Consider the following 24201-nt stretch of genomic DNA (forward strand, 5'->3'; position numbering starts at 1 on the left):
TCAGGCACCAAGGCCTTGGCGGAAGCCATCCGCGAAGGTGGTGAGCATCTGCTCCCCCAGGTTGCCCGCGTCGGTATCCGGCAGGTCGATGCCGGCGAGTGCGTCTGAAATAACCGGCAGCAGAGTCTCGTGGAACGCGCTTTCAAAAGCGTAGACAGCCGCCTCGACGATCGGGCCGGCAAAGGCCTGAACCAGTGCCCCAGAACCCGGCAGCACCTGGTTGGCTGCAGCCGACAGGGCGGTGGTCAACAGGCTTGGAGCCAGGTCCACCAGGCGATCAAGCAGGTTACCGGCGAAATTGCCGGCAAAGTTGGAAATCGTGTTGCCTATTGAACCCAGCATGGCCATCTCCTTGGTGGCTTGGTTTCAGTGTCTGCACCTCGGGCCTGAAGTTGCGGCCGGCGCCTTCGATGAGACACTTCTTGTTCGATAGCGATCGTGCATCAGCCGTGGCTGCCCGCGTAAGCTGGGGCAGACCCTAGACACCGCCGGTGCCGACCCCTCCGCTGCTCTGGTAATTTGTCCCGATGGCCGTTGGTATCCTGCTTATCACCCAGCCCGGCATCGGTGCCGCCCTGCTCGTCGCCGCCGCTGCCCAGCGCAATCTGCCGCTGGCATGCGCGGCATTTGAAGTGCCTCCAGGCGCCGACCCCGCTACCCTGCTGCCGGCGGCCAGCGCAGCCCTGCGCAAAGTGGACGGTGGCAATGGGGTACTTCTGCTGTCCGACATGCAGGGATCCAGCGCCGCCACCCTGGCAGCGAGGCTGGCGCACCTGGGCACACCGACGCGGAGGGTGTCCGGCCTCAGCCTGCCAATGCTGCTGCGGGTGCTGGACTACGCGGAACAACCGCTCGACGAAATGCCGGCCATCGCCGCGGCCGGCGGCCGTAACGGAGTCATCCTCGACGGCGAAGGCTGAGCTGACGCTCTGTGCGCGTGCAGAATTGCGCCAAGCAGGGATAATGTGCGCACGAATGCATGACCTGTCGCGCCTGCAAGTGGCGATGGAACCACCCCAGAGGTCGCCGTCCACGGCGCGACTGCACCGACTCCTGAACGTCCGGCCCCGCGATCCATGGTCCGGTTTCCGGAATCAGACAGCCGCCCGGGCAGTGCCCGCCAGCCGCGACTTTCCACCCCATGGCCGAAGCCGCCCGCCACGACAAGACCGCGCGCCAGCTGCGCCTGCTCTCCGATGCGCTCGACAGCGGTCGGCTGGGGCCGGTGCGGCGGATGGTCAACACCCTCGCCCCAGCCGAGATCGGCAACCTGCTCGAATCACTGCCGCTGGACAAGCGCATGGTGGTGTGGGGCCTGGTGGACGCGGAAGACGACGGCGAGGTGCTGGTCCACGTAGGTGACGAGGTCCGCGAAAGCCTGATCGCGGACATGGACCCGGACGAAATCGTCGCCGCGGTCGAAGACCTGGACATCGACGACCTGGCCGACCTGGTCGAAGACCTGCCCGAAGCGGTCACCGAGCAGATCCTGCGCTCGATGGACCGCGAGAACCGCGAGCGCCTGGAGCAGGCGCTGTCCTACGACGAAGACACCGCCGGCCGGCTGATGAACCCCGACGTGGTCACCGTGCGCGCCGACACGACGGTGGACGTGGTGCTGCGTTTCCTGCGCCTGCGCGGCGAGCTGCCCGAGCACACCGACCACCTGTACGTGGTCAACCGCCGCCACCAGCTGATGGGCTGGGTAGCACTGCAGGACCTGGTGACCCGCGATCCGGCCACGCCGATCAACGAGTTGATCGACGAGGAACTGGACTCGCTGCACGTGGACGAATCGGCCCAGGAAGTGGCGCGCCAGTTCTCCGATCATGACTGGGTCTCGGCCCCGGTGGTCGATGACGGCAACGTGCTGCGCGGGCGCATCACCATTGACGACGTGGTCGACATCATCCGCGAGCAGGCCGAGCACCAGGCGCTCAGCGCCGCCGGCTTGGACGAGGATGAGGACCTGTTCTCCCCTGTCCCACGCGCCGTGCGCGGCCGCGTGGTGTGGCTGTGTATCAACCTGATGACTGCCTTCATGGCGGCGATCGTCATCGGCCAGTTCGAGGCCACGATCGAGGAGATCGTGGCCCTGGCGGTGCTGATGCCGGTGGTCGCCGGAATTGGCGGCAACGCCGCGGTGCAGGTGCTGACCCTGATGGTGCGTGGCCTTGCCCTGGGCCAGGTGGGCGCAAGCAACGCCAGGATCCTGCTGTGGAAGGAAGTCCGGGTGGCACTGATCAACGGGCTGCTGATCGGCAGCCTGGTAGGCATCATCGCCCTGGTCTGGTTCCACGACTGGCTGCTGTCGCTGGTGATCACCATCGCGCTGGTGATCAACTTCAGCTCCGCGGCGCTGGCCGGGGTGCTTGTGCCACTGCTGTTGCGGCGCATGCGGGTCGATCCCGCCGTGGCCGGCACCGTGGTGGTCACGGCGGTGACCGACGTGATGGGCTTCTTCAGCTTCCTTGGCCTGGCAACGCTGATCCTGTTGAACTGAGGCTGGATCCAGGCAGCCCCAGCCCGGGCGCAAGTCGCGTTCAGCGCAAGTGCCAGCTCCCATCGGGATGAATGCGCAGGCACGCTCCGGCCACGGGACATGTGGCCACGATGTGCACCTCCGCCGGATCCAGGCCCAAACGCCAAGCGATGCCATGCGCACCCATGGCATAGAAGCGCTGCTGGTCACCAACCTCCACGGCGAGAGGCGGCTCGGGCGCCGAACGCTCCAGCTCCCTTAGCATTGCTTCCGCCCAGTGTGCCCTTCCGATCAAGCCGGGATGGTCAAGCTGCAGCGTACCTGCCACGGCCATCAGTGACGAAACGCCAAGCAGGCCAGCCGCCAGAACCACTGCCTTCCGACCCTGCAAGCAGCGCGCCAACACGACCGTGGGCAGAATGGCCGCAACCGCTGCGTAGTAGTCGTAGCTGTTCCAGGCCAACGGAAAGTAAGGGGCATAGGCCAATAGCACATACGCCGGCAGCCACCCCCACTGCGCTCCCGTCAGTCGCCCGCCGCCGGGCGACCGCACCGCCAGAACCCACGCGAATACCATCGGGATGGCGACAGCTGCGGCCCAGATCGCACCGCGGACCAGTTCACCCATGGCCACCATCCGCAATGCCTCGCGCGGCACGTTGAGAAGCCACGCCGTCAGCACGGCCCCGTTGCGCAAAAATCCTGTACCGAATACAAACCCGTATTCGGGGGCCTTGCTCTCAGTCACCTGGTGGCGCAGCACAAGCCACATCAGCACGACGGCCAGGCATACCGCCCACGTGACCACTTCCCCCCGGTGCACGCGCAAGCCCGCAAACAGCGTGGTCACCCCCATCAGCAGCAGCGTCATTACCGCCGATTCCTTGCTGAGCAATGCAACGACGAGCAGCAAAGGGACGACAGCCAGCAGCAGCACCCGCAGCCGGTGCTCGACCACGCTGGCGGCCACCCATGCAGCCAACGCCAGCGCAGTCGATGCCACCAGGATCGGACTGTTGGCTGCAGCCACCCAATGCACCGGCAACAGTCCGATCGCGAGCACTGCATAGACCGAGAATGAGAGCCAGGCGATGGCGATTGGCTGGTCCCATGCACAGGCCCGCGCCAGTGATCGTCCAAACAGGCCCACGCACGCAGCGGCAAACAAGTGCAGGAGAAGATTCACCCCATGGGCAAAAAGAGCATTCGCGCCCAGGTTCCTTTCGACCACACGCCAGAAGGCCTCCTGGGAGAGCGGTCGCCAGAACTGTAATGGCTGTTCCGGCCAAAAAGTCCTGATCCAGGGTTGACCGGTTTCATTGGCCACCCGGGCAGCGTGCAGGTACACGTAGTCATCGCCCCAGAAGGGAGTCCCAAGCGCCGGCAGCCACAGCAAAGCGGCAAACGTGGACAGGAACAAGGCGACCGCCAGATCCCGCCGCGCAGCGTGACTCATGCCAGCAGCGCCTCCAGCACCGCCATGCGGACGGGAACGCCGTTGGCCACCTGACGCAGGATCAGTGACTGGGGGCCGTCAGCGACCTCGTCGTCGATCTCCACGCCTCGGTTCATCGGTCCGGGATGCATCACCACGGCGTCGGGCGCGGCGCGGCGCAGGCGCGCGGCGGTCAGGCCCCAGTCGCGATGGTATTCCTCCAGCGGGCCGACCAGCCCTTCTTCCATACGCTCGCGCTGCAGTCGCAACATCATGACCGCGTCCACGCCTTGGATCGCAGCGTCCAGATTGTCATCCACGATGCAGCCGTCCAGGGTGGCATCGTCCGGCAACAGGGTCGCCGGACCGGACACACGGATCTGGCCGGTTCCCAGGATACGCAGGGCCTGCAGGCCCGAGCGGGCCACGCGGGAGTGCTTCACGTCTCCCACCATCAGCACTTTCAGCCGGGAAAAGTCGCCCCCCTTGGCCTGGCGCAGGCTGAGCATGTCCAGCAGCCCCTGGGTGGGATGCGCGCTGCGGCCGTCGCCGGCATTGATAATGGCGGTATCCGGCCGCGCGGCCTCGGCCAAGGCCGCGGCCGCGCCCTCCTCCCGGTCACGCAGGACGAACCCGCGCACGCCCATCGCCTCGATCGTGCGCAAGGTGTCGATGGCCGACTCGCCCTTGGTGGTCGAGGACGTCGACGCGTCGAAATCGAGTACGTCCGCGCCCAGGCGCTGGGCCGCCCGCTGGAAGCTGAGCCGGGTGCGGGTCGAGGGCTCGAAGAACAGCGTGCACATCGCCTGGCCCGACAAGGCATCCGGCGCCGGACCCTGGCCGTCGATGATGGCCTGGGCGCGGTCCAGCAGGTTCCACAGGACCTCGGCAGGCAGGCCATCGAGGGTCAGCAGATGGCGCAGGCGGCCGGTGGCATCAAGCTGGGAAGTCATAGAAAAACCGTGCGGGGTCGGACGTGAGCTGATTCTACGGGAGCGGCACCGCGTCTTCGGGCGCTTCCATCCAGCGCTGGACGATGATCGCCGCTGCCTCAGCATCCTGCCTGGCACCGTCGCGGCGCCGGCGCCGTCCCTCGGCCCGGTCCGCGGCAAAGCGCCGCGCGGCTTCGCGCGAGCTGGAGCGCTCATCCACCAGCAGCACGGGCACCCGGTAACGTTCGCGCAGCTGGCGGGCAAAGCGCTGCGCGCGCTTGCGGGCCGGCTGGTCGCCATCGTCCAGGGTGATTGGATCACCAACGATCAACGCCTGTGGAAGCCACTCGGCCCGCAGGCGATCGATGTGCACCCAGTCAGGCGCGCCAGAATGGACATCGACCACCGCCAGCGCGCGACCGCCCATTCCGAAGCTGCTGCCCACGGCCACGCCGATGCGGCGGCTGCCGACGTCAAAGCCGAGCACCGTGGCGACGCTGGCCGGGTCCAGGCCGGTCATGCCCGCCCCATGTAGCCGGCCATCTGCAGCATGTCCACGCCAATGCGCCCCGCCGCGGCCTGCCAGCGCGATTCCAGCGGCATCGCAAACAACAGCTCGGCATCGGCCGGGGCCGTCAGCCAGGTGTTCTCGGCCAGCTCCTGCTCAAGCTGCCCCGCTCCCCAGCCGGCGCACCCAAGTGCCACCAGCACGCGCTCCGGGCCTTCGCCGCGGGCGATCGCATCGAGCACATCGCGCGACGTGGTCACGTGCAGGCCCGACTGCACCTGCATGCTCGATTCCCAGCGCCGCTCGCCGTCGTGCAACACGAATCCGCGCTCGGGATGCACGGGCCCGCCTGCCAGCACCGGCTGCCCGCTCACCAGGGGGTTTTCGCACCCGATATCCATCTGCGCGAACACATCGCCCAGGGTGTACTCGGAGACGCGGTTGACGATCACGCCCATCGCCCCATCGGGGTCGTGCTGACAGATCAGGGTGACCGAACGGGCGAAGTTCGGATCGGCCAATACCGGCAGCGCGATCAGCAGCTGGCCGGCGAGCGGTGTGGCTTCAACAGACATGCGCCCATTCTAACGGCATGGCGGAAGAGCCCGGCTTGAGGCCGGGCGCCCGGTATCTGCAGGGTCAATCCAGGCCGAACTGGATCTCGTCCGGGGTGGCTACCCGCACATCCACCACTTCAAGCTCCGCGCGGAAGGCCCGCCCGGCCAGCGGGTGGTTGCCGTCCACGGTCACCGTGTCGCCCTCGACTGCGACCACTTTTACTTCCAGCGGCCCATTGGCAGTCTGCGCGTTGAGCTTGGCGCCCACCTCGGGTGTCACGCCGTCGCTGATGATGCTGAGCGGGTGACTTTGCACCAGCGATTCAAAGCGCGGACCGAAGCCCTTTTCCGGCGGCACCGTCACCTCCAGCCGGTCTCCCGTGCCGCGGCCCTCCAGCGCCTCCTCCAGGCCTTTGGCAATGCTGTCGGTACCGTGCATGTACACCAGCGGATCATGGCCACGGGTGGTGGTGATCTGGCTGCCGTCCTCATCGGTGAGGGTGAAATGCACGGTGGCGATGCGGCGGTAGGCGATTTCCATACGAAGAGCATTCCAGGACTGGCAGGGCTGCCGATCTTCGCGTGCGGGCGCATGGTACGCAACTGCCGGAGCCAGCCAGTCCTCCCGGAAACAGGAAAGCCGGGCAATGCCCGGCTTTCGCTGGTGAAACGCGGGAAGGTAAAACTCAGCCTTCGGCCGCCTTCAGGCGACGCTCCACTTCGGCCCAGTCGATCACCTCGAAGAACGCGGAGATGTAGTCCGGGCGACGGTTCTGGAACTTCAGGTAGTAAGCGTGCTCCCACACGTCCAGGCCCAGGATCGGGGTGTTGCCGGAGCCGATGCCCTTCATCAGCGGGCTGTCCTGGTTGGCGGTGTCCTCGACGGCCAGCTTGCCTTCCGCGTCAACGGTCAGCCACGCCCAGCCGCTGCCGAAACGGCCCTTGGCCGCGTTGGCGAACTTTTCCTTGAACGCGTCGAAACCGCCCAGGTCGCGCTCGATGCGCTCGCCCACGACGCCTTCCGGCTTGCCGCCGCCCTTGGGCGACATCACCGTCCAGAACAGCGAGTGGTTGGCATGGCCGCCACCGTTGTTGCGCACGGCGTTGCGGATCGATTCGGGCAGTGAGCCGACGCCGGCCACCAGCTCTTCGATCGCCTTGCCCTCATGGCCGCTGTCTTTCAGCGCGGCATTGAGGTTGGTGACGTAGGTGTTGTGGTGCTTGCTGTGATGGATTTCCATCGTCTGCGCGTCGATGTGCGGCTCGAGCGCGTCATAGGCGTAGGGAAGATCGGGGAGGGAATAGGTCATGGGATCTCCGTGCAAAGTGGCAGGACCCCCATTGTCGCCTCCGGGGAGTAAAAAAGGGATCAACCGGGCGCAACGCAACATCCTGCCGCGCCGAAAACACCGCAAGCGGCGGGGCGACGGGGCTCAGTTGGCCTCCGCCACCTCCACCCCGTCCAGACCCTGGCTCAGGGTGCGCGCGTCGCCGCCCTGGGCAAGCTTGATCCGCAGCCGCACCTCGTTGGCCGAGTCGGCATGGCGCAGGGCGTCCTCGTAGGAGATCTCGCCGGCCTGGTAGAGCTCGAACAGGCTCTGGTCGAAGGTCTTCATGCCCAGGTTGGTGGATTCCTTCATCACGTCCTTGAGCTTGTGGATCTCGCCGTCACGGATGTAGTCCTGCACCAGCGGCGTGCCGAGCATGATTTCCATCGCCACGCGCCGGCTCTTACCGTCTGGCGTGGGGATCAGCTGCTGGGCCACCACACCCTTGAGGTTGAGCGACAGGTCCATCAACAGCTGGCCGCGGCGGTCCTCGGGGAAGAAGTTGATGATCCGGTCCATCGCTTGGTTGGCGTTGTTGGCGTGCAGGGTGCACAGCACCAGGTGTCCGGTTTCGGCGAAAGCGATGGCATGGTCCATGCCCTCGCGTGTGCGCACCTCGCCGATCATGATCACGTCCGGCGCCTGGCGCAGGGTGTTCTTGAGCGCGTTCTCCCAGCTGTCGGTGTCGATGCCGACTTCGCGCTGGGTGATGATGCAGCCATCGTGCTTGTGCACGAATTCGATCGGATCCTCGATGGTGATGATGTGGCCGGTCGAATTCTGGTTGCGATAACCGATTATCGACGCCATCGACGTGGATTTACCGGTGCCGGTGGCGCCAACGAAGATGATGATCCCGCGCTTGGTCATCGCCAGGGTCTTGACGATCGGCGGCAAGTTCAGCTCCTCGATGGTCGGGATCCGGGTTTCGATCCGGCGCAGCACCATGCCCACCTGGTTGCGCTGGTAGAAGCAGCTCACCCGGAAACGCCCCACCCCGGACACGCCGATGGCGAAGTTGCACTCGTGGGTTTTTTCAAACTCCTCGCGCTGCGCCGGCGTCATCACGTTGAGCACCAGGTCGCGCGACTGCTGTGGCGTGAGCGGGTTCTGGGTGATGGGCGAAATCTTGCCGTGGACCTTGATCGATGGCGGCATGCCGGCGGTGATGAACAGGTCCGACGCCTTCTGGTGCGCCATCAGCTTGAGGAACGAGGTGAAATCGATACTGCTCATGGTGCGCTCCGGTTACTCGAACAGCCGTTTGTCCCTGGCGTAATCACGCGCTTGGGCACGGGTGACCATGCCGCGCTTGACCAGGTCCTGCAGATGCTGATCGAGGGTCATCATGCCCAGCGATTGGCCGGTCTGGATAGCCGAGTACATCTGCGCCACCTTGTCCTCGCGGATCAGGTTGCGGATGGCCGGGGTGCCCACCATGATCTCCCACGCCGCAGTACGCCCACCGCCGACCTTCTTCAGCAGCGCCTGGCTGATCACGGCGCGCAGGGATTCGGACAGCATCGAGCGCACCATCGGCTTCTCGCCGGCGGGGAACACGTCGATGATGCGGTCGATGGTCTTGGCTGCGCTGGAGGTATGCAGGGTGGCGAACACCAGGTGGCCGGTCTCGGCCGCGGTCAGCGCCAGGCGGATGGTTTCCACATCGCGCATTTCGCCGACCAGGATGTAATCCGGGTCTTCGCGCAGCGCCGAACGCAGGGCTTCGTTGAAACCGTGGGTATCGCGGTGCACTTCGCGCTGGTTGATCAGGCACTTCTGCGCGGTGTGCACGAACTCGATCGGGTCCTCGATGGTGAGGAGGTGCCCGTACTCGGTCTTGTTGATGTGATCGACCATTGCCGCCAGCGTGGTCGACTTGCCCGAGCCGGTCGGCCCGGTCACCAGGATCAGGCCCTGCGGCTGGTCGATCAGCTGGCGGAACACCGCCGGCGTGCCCAGGTCTTCCAGGGTCAACACCTCGGAGGGAACCGTACGGAACACCGCTCCCGCGCCGCGGTTCTGGTTGAAGGCGTTGACGCGGAAGCGCGCCAGGCCGGGGATCTCGAACGAGAAGTCGACCTCGAGGAATTCCTCGTAGTCGCGGCGCTGCTTGTCCGACATGATGTCGTAGACCAGCGCGTGCACCTGCTTGTGATCCAGCGCCGGAATGTTGATCCGGCGTACGTCACCATCAACCCGGATCATCGGCGGGAGTCCCGCGGACAGATGAAGGTCGGAGGCCTTGTTCTTGACCGAGAAGGCCAACAGTTCGGCGATATCCATGCGTGTCCCCTGCGCAGCAGCTGTAGTGATGCGGGCCCGGGCTGCCCCAGGCAGGCCCAAGCGTACTCCCCGGCCGCAGTATAGCGTCCTACCCGCGTCACAGATCCAGCCCCGCCCCTGTTTAAACGCCGCCCTCCCGGCGCACCGGCCACCCACCCCCGTAGGAGTGCGCCATGCGCGCGAAGCCGCGTGACACCTGGCAGGACAACGGGGCGTCGGCTGGCTGGCCGCTGCCGAAGCCACCCGGGCCGAAAGGATTCACGCGGCTTCGCGCGCATGGCGCGCTCCTACAATGGGGGGGCCCATGCACTTCGGAAGGACCGATCCATGACTGCCCAATCCCCTGACTTCGCCACGCCCACTACCATCGCCTTCATTGGCGGGGGCAACATGGCCCGCAGCCTGATCGGCGGCCTGATCGCCAGTGGCACCGATCCCGGTTCGATCAGGGTTGCGGCGCCCAGCGAATCCACCCGACGGGGGTTGGAGGCGGACTTCGGCGTGGCCACCTTCCCAAGCGCAATCGATGCGGTACAGGGCGCGCAGGTGTGGATGTTCGCGGTCAAGCCGCAGGTGATGCGCGGAGTCTGCGAAGAGCTGCAGGCCGCTGCCCGGGCCGCCCGGCCGGTGGCGGTGTCGGTGGCCGCCGGCATTACCTCGGCGCAGATCGAGCGCTGGCTTGGCGGCGACGTGGCGGTGGTGCGATCGATGCCCAACACCCCCTCCCTGCTCGGCGCCGGCGTCACCGGTCTGTACGCCAACGCGAACGTGGACGCCGAAGGCCGCCGGCGCGCCGATGCGGTGCTGGCCACCGCCGGGGTCACCGTCTGGATCGACGATGAGGAAAAGATGGACGCCGTCACCGCCGCGTCCGGCAGCGCCCCGGCCTACATCTTCCTGCTGGCCGAGGCGATGGAGGACGCCGCAATCGCCCAGGGCCTGCCCGCCGATGCCGCCCGCACCCTGGTGCTGCAGACCATTCTGGGCGCCGCCCGCATGCTGACCGAAACCGACGAGTCCCCGGCCGAACTCCGTCGCCGCGTCACCTCTCCCGGCGGCACCACCCACGCCGCCATCGAAGCGTTTGAACACGGCGGCCTGCGCGACCTCGTCGCCCACGCGATGAACCGCGCCACCGAGCGCGGCGGCGAACTGTCCGCTGCCAACGACTGATGTCCGTTCACGCCGCGGCTTCCACCCTGTTGCTCTGCCTGCTGCTGGCTGCCTGCGGATCCGACACGGCGACGGGCGCTCAGCCGCAGGTGGAAGCGACGGCGGAAGAACTCCTGGGCCACGACATGCTGATCCAGGCCAGCGTGGCGCATACCGGATCCCTGCCGGAAGCCATCGCTGCCAGATACGGCGTGCGGCGGGAGCGCCACGGTTTCATGCTGGTGGTCAGGCTGACCGCTCCGGACGGGGGCGAACTGGCATTGCCGCCGTCCCGCATCACCGCCAGCGTGCGCGACCTGCGCGGGGTCGAGCAGGCAGTGTCCCTCGAGAGGGCTGCCCCGCCTTCCGCCGCGGAGTACGTTGGCACCTTCCAGATACAGCCGCCGGACACGCTGACACTGCAGGTGGATGTGGTTTCCGCGGAAGGCCAGACCTCCACGCTGCGTTTCAGCAGGGAAATAATGCCGGCCCAGCGCTGATCGGATCAACGGGCCGGGATGGCGGTTCGGGCAGCTGCAGCGCTTCTATCGCTGGACTTCTATCGCTGGTTGACGCCCCAGGCGTGGATGATCCGGGCCAGCTCACGTACACCGTCGGTCAGCGCCGCCGGCCCCGGCTGCAGGATCAGCGGGGATTTGATCTCGTGCAGCTCGCCGTCGCGTACCGCGGGGATCGCGTCCCATCCGGGGCGCGCCGCGACCTTCTCCGGGCGAAATTTCTTGCCGCACCAGGAGCCCAGGATGATATCCGGCGCCCTGCGCACCACTTCCTCCGGATCCGCCAGGATCCGGCCGCGCGCCAGCGGCTCAAGCGCACGCTCGGGAAAGATGTCGTCGCCCCCGGCGATCCCGACCAGCTCGGAGACCCAGCGGATACCGGTGATCAGCGGGTCATCCCATTCTTCGAAATACACCTTCGGCCGGCGCGGCAGCATCGCCGCCTCACGTTCAATGGCCTCGAGGCCCTGCTGCAGCCCGTCGGCATACACATTGGCGCGCTCCGCCACTCCGACCATCGCCCCCAGGCGGCGGATGTAATCGATGATCTCCGCCACGCTGCGGTGGTTCGCGATCCAGACCTCCACCCCGCTGCGTATCAGCTCGGCGGCGATATCGGCCTGGATATCGGAAAAGCCAATCGCGAGATCGGGTTTCAGCTTGAGGATCTCGCCCACCTTGGCGCTGGTGAAGGCGCTGACCTTCGGCTTCTCCTTCCGCGCCCGGGGCGGGCGCACGGTGAAGCCGCTGATGCCGACGATCCGGTCCTGCTCGCCCAGCGCATACAGCGTCTCGGTGGGCTCCTCGGTCAGGCAGACAATGCGCCGGGGCCCGACGGGGCGGCTCATGGAAACAGCATCCGGCGCGTCCAGACGCCATCTGTGCCGCGCTCGTAAAGTTGACGTTCGTGCAGCCGGTATTGCGCGCCGTACCAGAACTCGATCCTGGCCGGATGCACACGGAAGCCGCCCCAGCGTGGCGGGCGCGGCACCGCGCGGCCTTCAAATTCCTGCTCCCGCGCGGCCATCCGCCGCTCAAAGGTCTCTTGGGAGTCCAGCGTTTCCGATTGCTCCGACGCCCAGGCGCCCAACTGGCTGCCACGTGCGCGTGAGGCGAAGTAAGCGTCGGCCTCTGCATCGTCAACGATCGACACCTCGCCTTCGATCCGCACCTGCACGCCCGCGCGCACCCGTGGCCAGTGGAACAACAGCGCAGCGCGCGGGTTGTCCTGCAGCGCGCGGCCCTTGCGGCCATCCAGGTGGGTGTAGAACACGAAGCCGCGCGCGTCGTGCGCCTTCAGCAACACCATGCGCGCGGTCGGCAGGCCATTGGCCTCGGCGCTGGCCACCACCATGGCCGTGCGGTCGGGCTCGCCAGCCGTCTCGGCCTCGCTGAACAACAGGCCGAATGTGGCCAGGGCTTCCAGGTACAGGGCGTTGTCATCCATTCGGCTATTGTGGCGCGATGGCCCCGCCCATGCACCCGAGCCACGTTCACGCCTTCGACCGGGATTTCGTCACGCGCGTCCTGGATGACGCGCTGGCGCACGGAGCCCGGGTCTATGGCATCAGCGGCCTGCAGGGCAGCGGCAAATCCACCCTGGCCGCCCAGCTGGCAGGCGCCGCGGCCGACCGCGGCCTGCGCCTGGCCAGCGTCTCGATCGATGACTTCTATCTTGATCTGGATGAGCGGCAGCACCTGGCCCGGCAGGTACACCCGCTGCTGGCCACGCGCGGGCCACCCGGCACCCACGACATCAGCTTTGCCGCAGGCACTCTGGACGCACTGCGGCGCAGGGGCACCGTCCGCCTGCCACGTTTCGACAAAGCGAGCGATCGACGCCTGCCCTGCGAACAATGGCCGACACTGGGCCAGGCCGATCTGGTGGTGCTGGAAGGCTGGTTCCTGGCCACGCCTCCCGAAGCGGAGGAAGCGCTGGCCACGCCAATCAATACGCTGGAGCGCGACGAGGATCCGGACGGACGCTGGCGCCGCTGGTGCAACCAGGCGCTGGCCTGCGACTATCCGTCGCTGTGGCGCAGAATCGACCGCCTGCTGTTCCTGCAGCCGCCCGGGTTCGAGGTGGTACCGGATTGGCGCTGGCAGCAGGAGCAGACACTGAGCCAAGCCGATCCGCAGCGGCGCGGGATGGATCGCGCAGCACTCGAACGTTTCGTCCACCACTTCGAACGCGTCAGCCGGCAGGCACTGCGCACCCTGCCTGCGATCGCCGACCTGACGGTGCGGCTGGATGCACGCCGCCGCCCCGCCTGGCCGGAATGATCACCCGCGCTTAGCTACTCAACCACAAAGGTGATGCGCAGGTTGACCCGCCATTCGGTGATGTCGCCGCCTTCACCGCAGACTGCCTTCACCTCGTTCACCCATGCACCCTGGATCCCCTTGACCGACTCACTGGCCTTGGCCAGGCCACGCTTGACGGCATCTTCAACGCTGGTGGGCGAAGACGCGCTCAGCTCGATGACTTTCGCAACGGACATGATCGACTCCCTCTGGGTTGCCAACCGGCCGGACGACCGGAATGATCAAGCATGCCCGTCCATCTGTAAGCCCGGCGCGAAAGCTGAGGCGCAGCGAGCTCCGGCGCTGGGCGCTGTTAGCATCGCTGCATGAACCCGGCTTCCAACCTCATCCTGGTCGGCCCGATGGGCGCAGGAAAATCCTCGATCGGCCGCTGCCTGGCGCGCGGTTTCGGCCTGGAGTTCGTGGACCTGGACCGTGAGATCGAGCACCGTACCGGCGCCAGCGTGCGCATGATCTTCGACTGCGAGGGAGAATCTGGCTTCCGGGTGCGCGAGCACGCCGCGCTTGTCGATGTGCTCGCTGGCTCGGGCCGGGTGTTGGCCACCGGCGGCGGGTCGGTCCTCGATGGGCGCAACCGCTCGCTGATGCGCGAGCGCGGCTACGTGGTGTACCTGATGGTCAGCGTGGCGGGCCAGCTGCAGCGCCTGGGGCGGGACCGCAGCCGGCCGCTGCTGGCCAGCGGGGACCGGAAGGCGGTGCTGCAACGGCTGGCCGGCGAACGCGGAGCGCTGTACCGGGAAGTGGCCGATCTGGAATTCGACACCGGCAGCGCAGCCGCCGGCACTGCCGCGGCGCGGCTTGCGGGCCTGCTTGAACAGCACTGGCAGCGCAGGGCCGCAGCTTCTGACGCACCACGGGGATCCAGGTCTGCATGAACGTACCCACCCACACGGTCCAGGTCGCAGGCGCGGCCCCCTATTCCATCCATATCGCCGCGGGCCTGCTGGCCGATGGCCCGGCCTTGGCTGGACATCTGCGCGGGAGGCAGGTGCTGCTGGTCAGCGACGATGTGGTGGCCCCGCTGTACGCGGACCGGGTTGAGGCCGCTCTTGGCGACGCACTGCCGGGACTTTCCGTAGCCCGTCTGATCCTGCCATCGGGCGAAGCTTCCAAGACCCTGGAGTCCTTCAGCCTGGTGATTGATGCCCTGGCCGCGCAGGGCGCGCGCCGCGACGCCTGCGTGTTCGCCCTGGGCGGCGGTGTGATCGGCGACCTGGCGGGCTTCGCGGCTGCATGCTGGATGCGCGGCATCGACTGCGTGCAGCTGCCCACCAGCCTGCTGGCGATGGTCGACTCCTCCGTCGGCGGCAAGACCGCCGTCGACTTGCCGCAGGGCAAGAACCTGGTTGGCGCTTTCCACCCGCCGCGTGCGGTGCTGGCCGATACGTCCACCCTGGCCACCCTGCCCCCGCGCGAACTGCGCGCAGGTCTGGCCGAAGTGGTGAAGTACGGCGCCATTGTCGATGCCCCCTTCCTGAATTGGCTCCAGGGCCACGCCGCCGCGCTGATGGCTGGGGATCAGGCATTGCTTGCCGAGGCCATTGCCCGCAGCTGCGCGCACAAGGCCGCAATCGTTGAGCGCGATCCTTTCGAGCAGGGGGAACGCGCCCTGCTCAACTTCGGCCACACCTTCGCCCACGCCATCGAGACCGCCCAGGGCTACGGCGGCCTCAATCACGGTGAGGCGGTGGCGGTGGGAATGGTCCTGGCTGCGCGGCTGTCGGAACGCCTCGGCCTGGCCCCAGCCGCCGATAGCGAACGCCTGCTCGCGCTGCTGCAACGGTTCGGGCTTCCGACAGCCGTGCCGCCCGACCTGGAGCCGGAGCGACTGCTGGCGCTGATGCGCCTGGACAAGAAGGCGCAGAGCAGCGGGCTGCGCTTCATCGTCTGGGAAGGTGCGGGGCGCGCGCGGATCCAGGGTGACGTGCCCGAGCAGGCCGTGCTCGCCACCCTGCGCGAACCGGACCACTGAGGCTGTCAGAGCGGCCGCGTTGGCGTCTGTAACGGCCGCAAGCCTTACAATTGACAGATGCGCCTGCTCCTGCAACAACGCCCCGAGGGCACCGAATCTCCAAGGTTCGTGCAGCTGATGCTGCAGCCGGACCTGCTTGGAGCCTGGACCCTGGTGCGCGAAACCGGCCAGATCGGCGGTCGCAGCACCGTCCGCCGCCAGCAGTTCCTCAATCAGGGCGAAGCGGTCGCGGCGCTGGAACAGGCCCGCGACCAGCAGCTCAAGCGCGGTTATCAGCTCATGTTCGCGCGCGGCGCGGACACCCCACGCGGCTGAGCATCGCATCATTCCAGAGGCCAGAACCTTGTCCCAGACCCCACAGAACGATCGTTTCCTCCGCGCACTGCGCCGTGAACCCGTGGACCGCACCCCGGTCTGGCTGATGCGCCAGGCGGGCCGCTACCTGCCCGAGTACCGCGCCACCCGCGCCCAGGCCGGCAGCTTCATGGCCCTGGCGACGAACCCGGAGCTGGCCTGCGAAGTCACCCTGCAGCCGCTGCGCCGCTTCCCCCTGGATGCGGCCATCCTGTTTTCCGACATCCTCACCATTCCCGACGCCATGGGCCTGGGCCTGTATTTCGTGGACGGGGAAGGTCCCAAGTTCGAGCGGCCACTGCGCGACGCGGCATCCATCGCCAAGCTCGGCGTGCCCGACATGGAAAGCGACCTGGGCTATGTGATGGAAGCGATCCGGGTGATCCGCCGCGAGCTCGACGGCAAGGTCCCGCTGATCGGCTTCTCCGGCAGCCCCTGGACCCTGGCCTGCTACATGGTCGAAGGCAGCGGCAGCAAGAACTTCGCCATCATCAAGGCCATGGCCCACAACGATCCGAAGGCACTGCACGCGCTGCTGGAGGTCACCACACAGGCTGTGATCCAGTACCTGGCCGCCCAGCGGGCCGCCGGCGCCCAGGCGCTGCAGGTATTCGACACCTGGGGCGGGATCCTGTCACCGCGCATGTACCGCGAATTCTCCCTGCCCTACCTCACCCGCATCGCGCACGAGCTGGATCGGGGCGAAGGAGCCGACCGCACCCCGCTGATCGTGTTCGGCCGGGGCAATGCGGCCTATCTGGGCGAACTGGCCGATACCGGCGCCGAAGGCGTTGGCGTGGACTGGCTGATCGACCTGGGTGACGCGGCGCGGATCACCGGCGGCAAGGTGGCGCTGCAGGGCAACCTCGACCCCGCCACGCTGTACGGATCGCCCGACGCCGTGCGTGCGGAAGTCCGCCGCGCGCTGGACAGCTACCGTGACGGCAACGGCGGCTCGCGCGAAGGCCACGTATTCAACCTCGGTCACGGCATGTCACCGGACATGAATCCGGATCACGTGGCGGTGCTGGTCGACGAAGTACACAGCTACAGCGCCCGCTGAGCGGGTCCGTGCCGGCCTTGGGCCGCTACCAGTGAACAGGGCGGGTCAGCGTTTTGCGCTGGCCCGCCTTTTTTCTGGTCGCTGAAGGAGGGTCCTTCCCGTCAATCGGCGGACGGCTCCACTCCTGCCAGCGCTCCGGCCAGGATCGTGCCGGTCACGGGCTTGCGTACGAACCGGTCAAAACCGGCTTCCATCGCCTGTGCTTCGACTTCGCCGTCCGCGCGGGCGGTCAATGCAATCAGGGTCCCGGCAAACCCCTGGGCACGAAGCTGACGGGCCAGCGCAAAGCCGTCCAGGCCGGGCAGGTCCAGATCCAGCATCGCGGCGTCCGGAGTGTTTGCCGCCAGCGCAGCGAGCGCGGCCAGGCCATGGGCGGCATGGGTGACCGAATGGCCCTGGCCGCGCAGCAGGCCGCCGATGACCTCGGCCACCGTCGGGTCGTCTTCCACCAGCAGCAGCGCAAGCGGTGACGTCTGCGAACTGGGCGTCGTGGCCGTCACCGAGCTGACCGGACGGGTTGCCGGCAGCGGCAACTCCACGTCAAACCGGGTGCCTCGGCCCAACCCGCTGTCCACCATGATCCGGCCGCCCATGCCCGCGGACAGCTCCTGGCAGATCGCCAGGCCCAGTCCGCTGCCGCCATAGCGGGCAGTGTGTTGCGGGCCTTCGGCCTGTTCGAAGCGCCGGAACAGGCGCTCGCGCTGGTCCGCGTTGAGTCCCGGTCCGGTATCGATCACCACGAATCGCACCATGTCATCGTCACCGCGCTCGGCGCGCAGTTCGACGTGACCGCGCTCGGTGAACTTGACCGCGTTGCCCAGCAGGTTAAGCAGGATCTGGCGCACCCGCACCACGTCTCCGAGCACCCATTGCGGAAGGTCATCAGCGATCCGCTGGCGGAATTCGAGCCCGCGCTCCTCCGCGATCGGGGCAGTGAGCCCGGCGGCTTCCTGCAGCAGTTTGCGCAAGTCGAAGGGCTGACGCTCCAGATGCAGCTTCCCGGCCTCGATCCGGGCCAGGTCCAGGGCATCGTCCAGCAGCCGCAGCAGGTGGTCGCCGGCCGTGCGGATGGATTCGGTGTACCGGCGCTGCCGGCTCTCGAGCTCTGTCCCCAGCAGCAGTTCGCTCATGCCGAGCACGCCGGTCATCGGGGTACGCACCTCGTGGCCCAGCGTGGCCAGGAAGCGTGACTTGGCCAGCGACGCCTGCTCGGCGAGATCGCGCTTCTGCTCGGCCAGCTGCCAGGCATGGCGACGCTTGAGGCGCTGGCGGTACGCATGCGCCAGCCACCAGACCAGGGCCAGCGCGCACAGTGCGAACAGCAGCATCGCCCCCGATGTACGCCACCACGGCGGGGTCACCCGGAAGTGCAGGGTGCGCACTTCCGACCACAATCCGTCGGCGTTGCGGGCCGCCACCTCCAGCCGCCAATCGCCGACCGGCAACTGCGAGAACACGCGCTCCCCCACCGCGCCAGCGTCCACCCAGCCATCGTCATAGCCCACCAGGCGGAACCGGTACAGATTGGCCGAGGGATTGCGGAATGACAGCAGTCGCGCCACCACCCGCAGATCCCGGTCACTGTGCCGGAGCTCGAACGGGCCATCCGGTACGAACGCGGGCTGGCCCCGCACCTGGGCCGTGGAAATCACCAGGTTCGGAGTACGCCCGACCCGTTCCAGCAAGGTCGGATCAAATACCACCAGCCCGTCCGGGGTGCCTGCAAGGATCAGCCCGCTGTGCGGGTCCCGCGCCGGCGAGTGCCGCACGTCCTGGCTGGGCAGGCCGTCACCTACCGCCCAGGTCCGCACCGTTCCGGTTTCCGGATTCACCCGGATCAGGCCGCGCGTGCTGCCCAACCACAGCGACCCGTCATCGGCAACAGCCATCCCGTTGAAAGCCACCATCGGCATGCCGTCCTGCGCCGACAGGGAAAGTGCCTGTTGCAACTGGACGCCGTCCCAACGCCACCCGTCCAGCCGCCCCACACCGCTGGCCCACACCGTATCTCCGTCCACGGCCACTGCCTCGGCAATCGTCCCATCTGACCCGGGCACCGGCTCCCAGCCGCTGCCGTCCTCGGTCAGGCGGCGCAGGCCGCGGCTTGTTCCCAACCAGGGACGGGCATCGGGTCCGACCACCAGATAGTAGATACTCTCGCCCTCATCCAGCCCGGACCCGTCACCCGTGGCGAAAGCATCCACCACGCGCCCATCCAGTTCGCGCAGCTGCAGGTGGGAGTGGCCGATGAGCAGCCACAGCCGTTCATCCACCTCGATGAATCCACGTGGCTCCAGCCGGCTCGACATTGAATCCTGCGCCTGCTCGACACCCCAGCGCTGTACCGCCCGGGTGGCCGGATCGATGCGTGCCAGGCCCGCCGGGTAGCCCACCCAGACGTGGCCGCGGCTGTCCTCGAACACCTGGGTGAGAACGACGCCCTGACCGACATCTTCCATCAGCCGCTCCACCCTGCCGGTGGTGGGCTCGAAGCGATCCAGCACGCCGCTGCTGCCCACCAGCCACATGCCCCCACGTCTGGCCGGGGCCATTCCGCGCACCGCGGCGTTGCCCAGCGTCTGCGGATCGCCGATGCGACGCGAATGGATGACGAACCTGCGCCATGCGGCAGGCACGTACCAAAGCGCATGACTGCCGCTGATCAGCCAGACGCCGCCTTCCCGATCCTCATGCGCCCCGGCCCAGTAGGGACGCACTTCGTCGCGCGTCGCATCGCTGTACAGGGCAACAACGCCCACCGGCCCGCCTGCGCCGTCGGCAAACCCGAGGCCGGCGCGGATGTCCAGCCAGAAGTTGCCGCGGCTGTCCTGCAGCAACACCTCGATCACGTTGCGCTCGACGTCCTTTCCCCAGGCCACCTGCTCGACCGTGCCGTCAGGGCGGCGCACGGCCAGGCCCGCGGCGGTTCCGACCCACATCGTTCCGTCGCTGCCGAAGGACAGGCCATTGACCCTCTCATCAGGCAGGGCGGACCTGGGCAAGCGCTCAAAGTCCGTTCCGGTCCAGCGCGCGACCCCGTTGCGCGTGCCCACCCACACCGATCCGTCGGGCGCGATGCGGACCGCATTGACCGCCTCGGAAGGCAGGCTGCGCTCATCACCTTCCACGGGCACGAATCGCTCGACCCGGCCTTCCACATCACGCCGGTACAGTCCACCGCCGGCGGTGCCGAACCACACGCTGTCGTCGGCATCCACGGCGACCGACCACACCTGCTTGCCTTCGATATCGGCAGCCCCGACCCCCGCAGGGACCGAGAAGCTGTCGCTGAGCGGGTCGTAACGGATGAGCCCGGCCAGGGCGCTCCCCAGCCAGATCACTCCGCTGGAATCGATGTCGATCGACCACAGCAAGGCGTCAGGCAGGCCGTCTTCCATCCTCCATACCTGGAACCCGGTGCCGTCGTAGCGGGCCAGTCCGTCGACCGTGCTCAACCACAGATATCCGGCCTTGTCCTCGACCATGCCGGAGACGCGATTGCTGGGCAGCCCATCGGCCACGGACAGCTGCCTGGGCCGCGGCAGCTCGGAGGCACCGTGGGCGGATGGCACCACCAGCATCGCCAGCATCAGCGACGCCAGCAGCCACCTCTTGATCGTCATCATCATCCGGCCCCCCCTGGCCGCCCCCTGTTCATTGCGCGCGCCAAGGGTAGCGCGCCCCCGGTGTGGCAGACATCTTTCACGGGTCAGGCCGACACGCTGTCACCGACACGCCGTCATGCCGATGCGCCTGGTCCAGCACCTTCCCGATCCGTGCGGCCAGCACGGCACCGCTGACCGGCTTGCGCAGGAAAGCATCAAATCCCGCTTCGTGCACGACCTGCTCCACCGCGCCATCGGCGCGGGCGGTGATGGCTACCAGCGGTCCGCGCCAGCCCTGGGCACGCAGCTGGCGTGCAAGCGCGATGCCGTCGATCCCGGGCAGGTCCAGGTCAAGCAGCGCCAGCGCGTAATCCTGGCGCCGCACTTCGGTCAGTGCCGCCAGGCCATGGGCCACATGGGTCGGCACATAGCCGTGGGCTGCCAGCAGAGCGGAAATGACTTCAGCCACGGTGGGATCGTCCTCGACCAGCAGCACCCGGACGCCCGCGGCCGGCGCCTGCAACGGCGGCGCCTGGTCCACGCATGCCGGTGGCGGAGCCTCGGCGGTTGGCAGCGGCAGCGTCACCACGAAGCTCGAGCCCGTCCCCGGCGTGCTGTCCACGGTGATTTCCCCACCCATCTCCGCGGCCAGCTCCTGGCTGATCGCCAGTCCCAGTCCACTGCCGCCATAACGCGATGCGGTGTGCGCGCCCTCGGCCTGTTCAAAGCGCTGGAACAGGCGCTTGCGCTGCTCCTCGTTCAATCCCGGCCCGGTATCGGACACGGTGAAGCGGACACCTCCCGCTTCCGCCGACTGCATCGCCAACTCCACCCGGCCCACCTCGGTGAACTTGATCGCGTTGCCCACCAGGTTCAACAGGATCTGGCGGATCCGCACCTCGTCCCCAAGCAAACCCGGCGGAACGTCCGCGGCCACCAGCGCCCTGTAATCCAGTCCGCGCTGCCGGGCCAGTGGCGCCATCAGCGCGCCCACTTCCTCCACCAGCGCGCGCGGATTGAACGGCTGAAGGTCAAGTTCCAGCCTGCCCGCTTCGATCCGCGCAAGGTCCAGCGCATCGTTGACCAGGCGCATCAGGTGCCCGCCGGCCCGGTGGATCGCCTCGGTGTATCCACGCTGGCGCGTATCCAGCCGGGTCTTGAGCAGCAGCTCGCTCATTCCCAGCACGCCGGTCATGGGCGTTCGCACCTCGTGCCCCAGCGTGGCCAGGAACCGGGTCTTGGCGTCAGACGCCTGCCGGGCCAGCTCGTGCTCATGTTTCGTCCGCTGCCACGCCATCCGTCGTCGCACCCTCAGGCGCACCGTATGCACCGCCCAGCCGCCGAGCAGCAGGGCCGCGATCACGTAGGCGCCCCGGGCCTGTCGCGTCCACCACCAGGGGGCAGCGACCTCCAGCATGAAGCTGGTCGGTTCGGACCAGGGGCTCAACGGGGTCCTGCCCATCACCTCCAGCCGATAGCGGCCCGGATCGAGCGCCGGGAACACGCGCTCGCCGGCGGCCCCGGCCTCCACCCAACCGCTGTCGTAGCCATGCAGGAAAAACCGGTAGCGGTTGTAGCGGGCGGAATTGAATCCGGCCACGCGCGCATGCACCCGCATTTCATGATCGCGGTAGCCCAGCCGCAATGGCTGGTCCAGTTCGAGCTGCCGTACGCCATCGCGTCCGCGCACCTCGATCGCCTTGATGGCCAGGTCCGGCATGGTGTCATCCGGCCGCACCTGATCCGGATCGAAGATCACCAGCCCGGCCCCGGTGGCAAAGTGGATGCGGCCATCAGCGGGGCCCGGCACCGGGGCGGTGGTCATATCCTGTGCCGGCAAACCGTGACTGACGCCGAACACGTGCACCATCCGCCGCTCCGGCTCCACCCGCACCAGCCCGCGGGCACTGCTGAGCCAGACCACGCCCTCCACATCCACCGTCAGGCCGCCAAAGGCGAGGTCCGGCATGCCGTCCTCCGGCCCCAGCCGCGACTCCAGCACCAGCTTGGCGCCGTCCCAACGGTAGGACTCCAGCACGCCGGACCTGGTGAGCCATACCCGGCCCCGCCCTTGCAGGGTAAAGGCTCCCGTGGACCGATCCGGCGCCCCCGGCACGGGCTCGAAACCGCGCGTGCCCGAGTTCCACATCAACAGGCCCTGTTCTCCCGAGACCCACAGCCCTCCATCGGGGGCCCGCTCGGCATGTTCCAGCCGCAGGCCCGGTGCCAATCCACGTCCATCGCCAGGCAAAACCGTTTCCTGCAGCGTGCCGTCGCGGTCCCGCGCCTGCAGGCCGTGGTAGGCGGACACGTTCCACATCAGCCCTCCAGTGGCCTGCACCACGGCCTGGCACTCATCGGAAGGCGCTGGATCCAGCGCGTCATCGGCCTGCCATAAGCGCATCAGGCCGGTCCCGGGCTCGTACCGGGCCAGTCCCCCGTGGAAACAGAGCCACACGTTGCCCGCATCATCTTCAAGCAGGCGGTCGGGCACATAGTCACCTTCCGCGTGGAAAACACGCTCCACCGCACCGGTCGCCGGGTCCAGCCGTTCAAGAACGCCGCTGTTTCCAACCAGCCACATGGATCCGTCCGCTGACGGCGCGACCGCGGTCACGTCCACATTGGCCAGCGATTGCGGAGCATCATCCTCGCCGTGCAGCAGCACTTGGAACTGGCGCCAGGTAGGCGGCAGGTACCACAGCCCGGAATCCACGCTGCCCAGCCACAGCCCACCCTCGTGATCTTCGTACGCCGTCGACCAGTCCGGGGTCACTACACCCTGGTGCAGGTCGCTGTAAGTGCGGACCGGGCTGATCCACGAATCGCCGGCCACGGCCAGGCCGCCGCTGGCGTCGATCCAGTACATCCCGCTGCGGTCGTGCAGCAGCATCTGGTAGAGCCGCCCGGTAGCTACGTGCTCGGACCACGGCGGCGCACCCGAAAGTCCGCCACCCGGCTCCAGCACGCCCAAGCCCTGCGGCAGACCAACCCAGACGCGTCCGTCCGCCGCCGGCGTCACCCCCAGCAGCGTCGCTCCGGGCGGCACTCCGGGCACCGCCTCGAAACCCCGACCGGTCCAGCGCACCAGCCCGTCCCGGGTCCCCACCCAGAGCGTTCCCTCGTCATCGGTGACCAGAATCGGCACGCCGGTTGACGGCAGGCTGCGCGGGTCATCGGCATCGGGCAGGAAGCGGCGCACGCCGCCGCCCGGATCGAGCCGGTACAGCCCTGAAGTCGCGGTGCCGAACCAGATCGCGCCATCCGGGGTACCAGTGACGCTCCAGATGATGTCGCTCTCCAGCTCCGGCACGCTATCGCTGGTGTAATGGCGGAAGTCATTACGGGCCCGGTCCAGTACCGCCAAGCCGCCGCTGGTGGCGACCCAGAGCCGGCTCCGCGCATCCACGTACAGGCCGGATATCTCGTTGTCCGGCAGACCGTCTTCCTTGCGCCAGACCCGGAAGGTGACGCCGTCATAGCGCGCCAGGCCGTCCCCCGTACCGATCCAGAGATGCCCGCTGTGGTCCTCGGCCAGCGCCCGCACCCCGTTGGAAGGCAGGCCGTCCGCCACCGTAAGCTGACGTAATCTCGGATTTCCGGCCGGACTGGCGCTGCCACTCCCCGGGGCGAGCGCCATGACAAGCAGCCCGATGATCGCTACCTTGCGCAACATGCTCCCTG

23 protein-coding genes are annotated in these 24201 nt (G+C 67.6%); 9 read left to right on the forward strand and 14 right to left on the reverse strand.

The features are described from left to right. The gene (locus ACW7G3_RS12085; RefSeq protein WP_456983004.1) at window positions 1-342 is read right to left on the reverse strand and encodes a hypothetical protein; all 342 of its coding nucleotides are present in this window, start codon (window positions 340-342) and stop codon (window positions 1-3) included. A gap of 185 nt (window positions 343-527) precedes the next feature. Here ACW7G3_RS12085 and ACW7G3_RS12090 point away from each other — a divergent pair, with 185 nt between their 5' ends. Next, window positions 528-920 (forward strand): PTS sugar transporter subunit IIA, encoded by a 393-nt coding sequence (locus ACW7G3_RS12090; RefSeq protein WP_456983005.1) that lies wholly within the window; start codon window positions 528-530, stop codon window positions 918-920. Window positions 921-1141: 221 nt separating this feature from the next. Further along, window positions 1142-2503 (forward strand): magnesium transporter, encoded by a 1362-nt coding sequence (gene mgtE, locus ACW7G3_RS12095; protein WP_456975023.1) that lies wholly within the window; start codon window positions 1142-1144, stop codon window positions 2501-2503. Between the two features lie 40 nt (window positions 2504-2543). Here mgtE and ACW7G3_RS12100 read toward each other — a convergent pair whose 3' ends face one another. The 8 genes from ACW7G3_RS12100 to ACW7G3_RS12135 form a co-directional block, all read right to left on the reverse strand. Then, a complete protein-coding gene (locus ACW7G3_RS12100; protein WP_456983007.1) occupies window positions 2544-3938 on the reverse strand; it encodes a hypothetical protein in 1395 nt (464 codons plus the stop codon). After that, window positions 3935-4870 carry an aspartate carbamoyltransferase catalytic subunit gene (locus ACW7G3_RS12105; protein ID WP_456983009.1) on the reverse strand — a complete coding sequence of 312 codons (936 nt, stop codon included), beginning with the start codon at window positions 4868-4870 and terminating at the stop codon, window positions 3935-3937. Before ACW7G3_RS12105 ends, ACW7G3_RS12100 begins: the two co-directional genes overlap by 4 nt. Window positions 4871-4904: 34 nt before the next feature. Then, on the reverse strand, window positions 4905-5369 hold the full coding sequence (gene ruvX, locus ACW7G3_RS12110) for a Holliday junction resolvase RuvX (RefSeq protein ID WP_456983010.1): 465 nt from the start codon (window positions 5367-5369) through the stop codon (window positions 4905-4907). Beyond that, the gene (locus tag ACW7G3_RS12115) at window positions 5366-5932 is read right to left on the reverse strand and encodes a YqgE/AlgH family protein (RefSeq protein ID WP_456983011.1); all 567 of its coding nucleotides are present in this window, start codon (window positions 5930-5932) and stop codon (window positions 5366-5368) included. The genes ruvX and ACW7G3_RS12115 overlap by 4 nt, the downstream gene beginning before the upstream one ends. Window positions 5933-5996: 64 nt before the next feature. Beyond that, on the reverse strand, window positions 5997-6455 hold the full coding sequence (locus ACW7G3_RS12120) for an FKBP-type peptidyl-prolyl cis-trans isomerase (RefSeq protein ID WP_456975029.1): 459 nt from the start codon (window positions 6453-6455) through the stop codon (window positions 5997-5999). 145 nt (window positions 6456-6600) lie between these two features. Next, complete coding sequence (locus tag ACW7G3_RS12125; protein ID WP_456983013.1) at window positions 6601-7224, reverse strand: superoxide dismutase; 624 nt, start codon at window positions 7222-7224, stop codon at window positions 6601-6603. A gap of 123 nt (window positions 7225-7347) precedes the next feature. Further along, window positions 7348-8478, reverse strand: a complete 1131-nt coding sequence (locus tag ACW7G3_RS12130) for a PilT/PilU family type 4a pilus ATPase (RefSeq protein WP_456975033.1) — start codon at window positions 8476-8478, stop codon at window positions 7348-7350. A 12-nt stretch (window positions 8479-8490) separates the two neighbouring features. Further along, window positions 8491-9528 carry a type IV pilus twitching motility protein PilT gene (locus ACW7G3_RS12135; RefSeq protein ID WP_456975035.1) on the reverse strand — a complete coding sequence of 346 codons (1038 nt, stop codon included), beginning with the start codon at window positions 9526-9528 and terminating at the stop codon, window positions 8491-8493. A 327-nt stretch (window positions 9529-9855) separates the two neighbouring features. Between ACW7G3_RS12135 and proC the strand changes: the two genes are divergently transcribed. Further along, window positions 9856-10701: a pyrroline-5-carboxylate reductase gene (proC, locus tag ACW7G3_RS12140; RefSeq protein ID WP_456983015.1), complete on the forward strand. Its 846-nt coding sequence runs from the start codon at window positions 9856-9858 to the stop codon at window positions 10699-10701. Next, window positions 10701-11180 carry a DUF4426 domain-containing protein gene (locus ACW7G3_RS12145; protein ID WP_456983016.1) on the forward strand — a complete coding sequence of 160 codons (480 nt, stop codon included), beginning with the start codon at window positions 10701-10703 and terminating at the stop codon, window positions 11178-11180. The genes proC and ACW7G3_RS12145 overlap by 1 nt, the downstream gene beginning before the upstream one ends. Before the next feature lie 59 nt (window positions 11181-11239). Here the strand turns inward: ACW7G3_RS12145 and ACW7G3_RS12150 are convergent, their stop codons facing one another. Then, entirely contained in the window at window positions 11240-12046 is an 807-nt protein-coding gene (locus ACW7G3_RS12150; protein ID WP_456983017.1) for a cobalamin-binding protein, read from the reverse strand. Then, the gene (gene pdxH, locus ACW7G3_RS12155) at window positions 12043-12645 is read right to left on the reverse strand and encodes a pyridoxamine 5'-phosphate oxidase (RefSeq protein ID WP_456983019.1); all 603 of its coding nucleotides are present in this window, start codon (window positions 12643-12645) and stop codon (window positions 12043-12045) included. Before pdxH ends, ACW7G3_RS12150 begins: the two co-directional genes overlap by 4 nt. A gap of 17 nt (window positions 12646-12662) precedes the next feature. Between pdxH and ACW7G3_RS12160 the strand changes: the two genes are divergently transcribed. Beyond that, window positions 12663-13481, forward strand: a complete 819-nt coding sequence (locus tag ACW7G3_RS12160) for a kinase (RefSeq protein WP_456983021.1) — start codon at window positions 12663-12665, stop codon at window positions 13479-13481. A 14-nt stretch (window positions 13482-13495) separates the two neighbouring features. On the opposite strand, the gene ACW7G3_RS12165 is transcribed toward ACW7G3_RS12160, so the two are convergent. Then, window positions 13496-13699: a dodecin family protein gene (locus ACW7G3_RS12165; RefSeq protein ID WP_456983022.1), complete on the reverse strand. Its 204-nt coding sequence runs from the start codon at window positions 13697-13699 to the stop codon at window positions 13496-13498. 129 nt (window positions 13700-13828) lie between these two features. Here ACW7G3_RS12165 and ACW7G3_RS12170 point away from each other — a divergent pair, with 129 nt between their 5' ends. The 4 genes from ACW7G3_RS12170 to hemE are packed head-to-tail and all read left to right on the forward strand — an operon-like array spanning window position 13829 to window position 16912. Further along, the gene (locus ACW7G3_RS12170; RefSeq protein WP_456983024.1) at window positions 13829-14398 is read left to right on the forward strand and encodes a shikimate kinase; all 570 of its coding nucleotides are present in this window, start codon (window positions 13829-13831) and stop codon (window positions 14396-14398) included. Next, entirely contained in the window at window positions 14395-15495 is a 1101-nt protein-coding gene (gene aroB / locus ACW7G3_RS12175) for a 3-dehydroquinate synthase (protein WP_456983026.1), read from the forward strand. The genes ACW7G3_RS12170 and aroB overlap by 4 nt, the downstream gene beginning before the upstream one ends. 57 nt (window positions 15496-15552) lie before the next feature. Then, on the forward strand, window positions 15553-15810 hold the full coding sequence (locus tag ACW7G3_RS12180) for a WGR domain-containing protein (RefSeq protein WP_456975053.1): 258 nt from the start codon (window positions 15553-15555) through the stop codon (window positions 15808-15810). Window positions 15811-15838: 28 nt separating this feature from the next. Further along, the gene (gene hemE, locus ACW7G3_RS12185; RefSeq protein ID WP_456983027.1) at window positions 15839-16912 is read left to right on the forward strand and encodes a uroporphyrinogen decarboxylase; all 1074 of its coding nucleotides are present in this window, start codon (window positions 15839-15841) and stop codon (window positions 16910-16912) included. Window positions 16913-17013: 101 nt separating this feature from the next. Here the strand turns inward: hemE and ACW7G3_RS12190 are convergent, their stop codons facing one another. Together ACW7G3_RS12190 and ACW7G3_RS12195 are read right to left on the reverse strand one after the other, a co-directional pair. Then, the gene (locus ACW7G3_RS12190) at window positions 17014-20535 is read right to left on the reverse strand and encodes an ATP-binding protein (RefSeq protein WP_456983028.1); all 3522 of its coding nucleotides are present in this window, start codon (window positions 20533-20535) and stop codon (window positions 17014-17016) included. Window positions 20536-20614: 79 nt separating this feature from the next. Then, window positions 20615-24193 (reverse strand): ATP-binding protein, encoded by a 3579-nt coding sequence (locus ACW7G3_RS12195; protein ID WP_456983030.1) that lies wholly within the window; start codon window positions 24191-24193, stop codon window positions 20615-20617. Between the last annotated feature and the right edge of the window lie 8 nt (window positions 24194-24201).

This window comes from Luteimonas sp. A478 (genome assembly GCF_054052025.1).

Excerpts from the sequence above, each read along its gene's own strand:
- ACW7G3_RS12085 (WP_456983004.1), bottom strand. The coding sequence starts at position 342 with ATGCTGGGTTCAATAGGCAACACGATTTCCAACTTTGCCGGCAATTTC.
- ACW7G3_RS12090 (WP_456983005.1), top strand. The coding sequence starts at position 528 with ATGGCCGTTGGTATCCTGCTTATCACCCAGCCCGGCATCGGTGCCGCC.
- mgtE (WP_456975023.1), top strand. The coding sequence starts at position 1,142 with ATGGCCGAAGCCGCCCGCCACGACAAGACCGCGCGCCAGCTGCGCCTG.
- ACW7G3_RS12100 (WP_456983007.1), bottom strand. The coding sequence starts at position 3,938 with ATGAGTCACGCTGCGCGGCGGGATCTGGCGGTCGCCTTGTTCCTGTCC.
- ACW7G3_RS12105 (WP_456983009.1), bottom strand. The coding sequence starts at position 4,870 with ATGACTTCCCAGCTTGATGCCACCGGCCGCCTGCGCCATCTGCTGACC.
- ruvX (WP_456983010.1), bottom strand. The coding sequence starts at position 5,369 with ATGACCGGCCTGGACCCGGCCAGCGTCGCCACGGTGCTCGGCTTTGAC.
- ACW7G3_RS12115 (WP_456983011.1), bottom strand. The coding sequence starts at position 5,932 with ATGTCTGTTGAAGCCACACCGCTCGCCGGCCAGCTGCTGATCGCGCTG.
- ACW7G3_RS12120 (WP_456975029.1), bottom strand. The coding sequence starts at position 6,455 with ATGGAAATCGCCTACCGCCGCATCGCCACCGTGCATTTCACCCTCACC.
- ACW7G3_RS12125 (WP_456983013.1), bottom strand. The coding sequence starts at position 7,224 with ATGACCTATTCCCTCCCCGATCTTCCCTACGCCTATGACGCGCTCGAG.
- ACW7G3_RS12130 (WP_456975033.1), bottom strand. The coding sequence starts at position 8,478 with ATGAGCAGTATCGATTTCACCTCGTTCCTCAAGCTGATGGCGCACCAG.
- ACW7G3_RS12135 (WP_456975035.1), bottom strand. The coding sequence starts at position 9,528 with ATGGATATCGCCGAACTGTTGGCCTTCTCGGTCAAGAACAAGGCCTCC.
- proC (WP_456983015.1), top strand. The coding sequence starts at position 9,856 with ATGACTGCCCAATCCCCTGACTTCGCCACGCCCACTACCATCGCCTTC.
- ACW7G3_RS12145 (WP_456983016.1), top strand. The coding sequence starts at position 10,701 with ATGTCCGTTCACGCCGCGGCTTCCACCCTGTTGCTCTGCCTGCTGCTG.
- ACW7G3_RS12150 (WP_456983017.1), bottom strand. The coding sequence starts at position 12,046 with ATGAGCCGCCCCGTCGGGCCCCGGCGCATTGTCTGCCTGACCGAGGAG.
- pdxH (WP_456983019.1), bottom strand. The coding sequence starts at position 12,645 with ATGGATGACAACGCCCTGTACCTGGAAGCCCTGGCCACATTCGGCCTG.
- ACW7G3_RS12160 (WP_456983021.1), top strand. The coding sequence starts at position 12,663 with ATGGCCCCGCCCATGCACCCGAGCCACGTTCACGCCTTCGACCGGGAT.
- ACW7G3_RS12165 (WP_456983022.1), bottom strand. The coding sequence starts at position 13,699 with ATGTCCGTTGCGAAAGTCATCGAGCTGAGCGCGTCTTCGCCCACCAGC.
- ACW7G3_RS12170 (WP_456983024.1), top strand. The coding sequence starts at position 13,829 with ATGAACCCGGCTTCCAACCTCATCCTGGTCGGCCCGATGGGCGCAGGA.
- aroB (WP_456983026.1), top strand. The coding sequence starts at position 14,395 with ATGAACGTACCCACCCACACGGTCCAGGTCGCAGGCGCGGCCCCCTAT.
- ACW7G3_RS12180 (WP_456975053.1), top strand. The coding sequence starts at position 15,553 with ATGCGCCTGCTCCTGCAACAACGCCCCGAGGGCACCGAATCTCCAAGG.
- ACW7G3_RS12190 (WP_456983028.1), bottom strand. The coding sequence starts at position 20,535 with ATGACGATCAAGAGGTGGCTGCTGGCGTCGCTGATGCTGGCGATGCTG.
- ACW7G3_RS12195 (WP_456983030.1), bottom strand. The coding sequence starts at position 24,193 with ATGTTGCGCAAGGTAGCGATCATCGGGCTGCTTGTCATGGCGCTCGCC.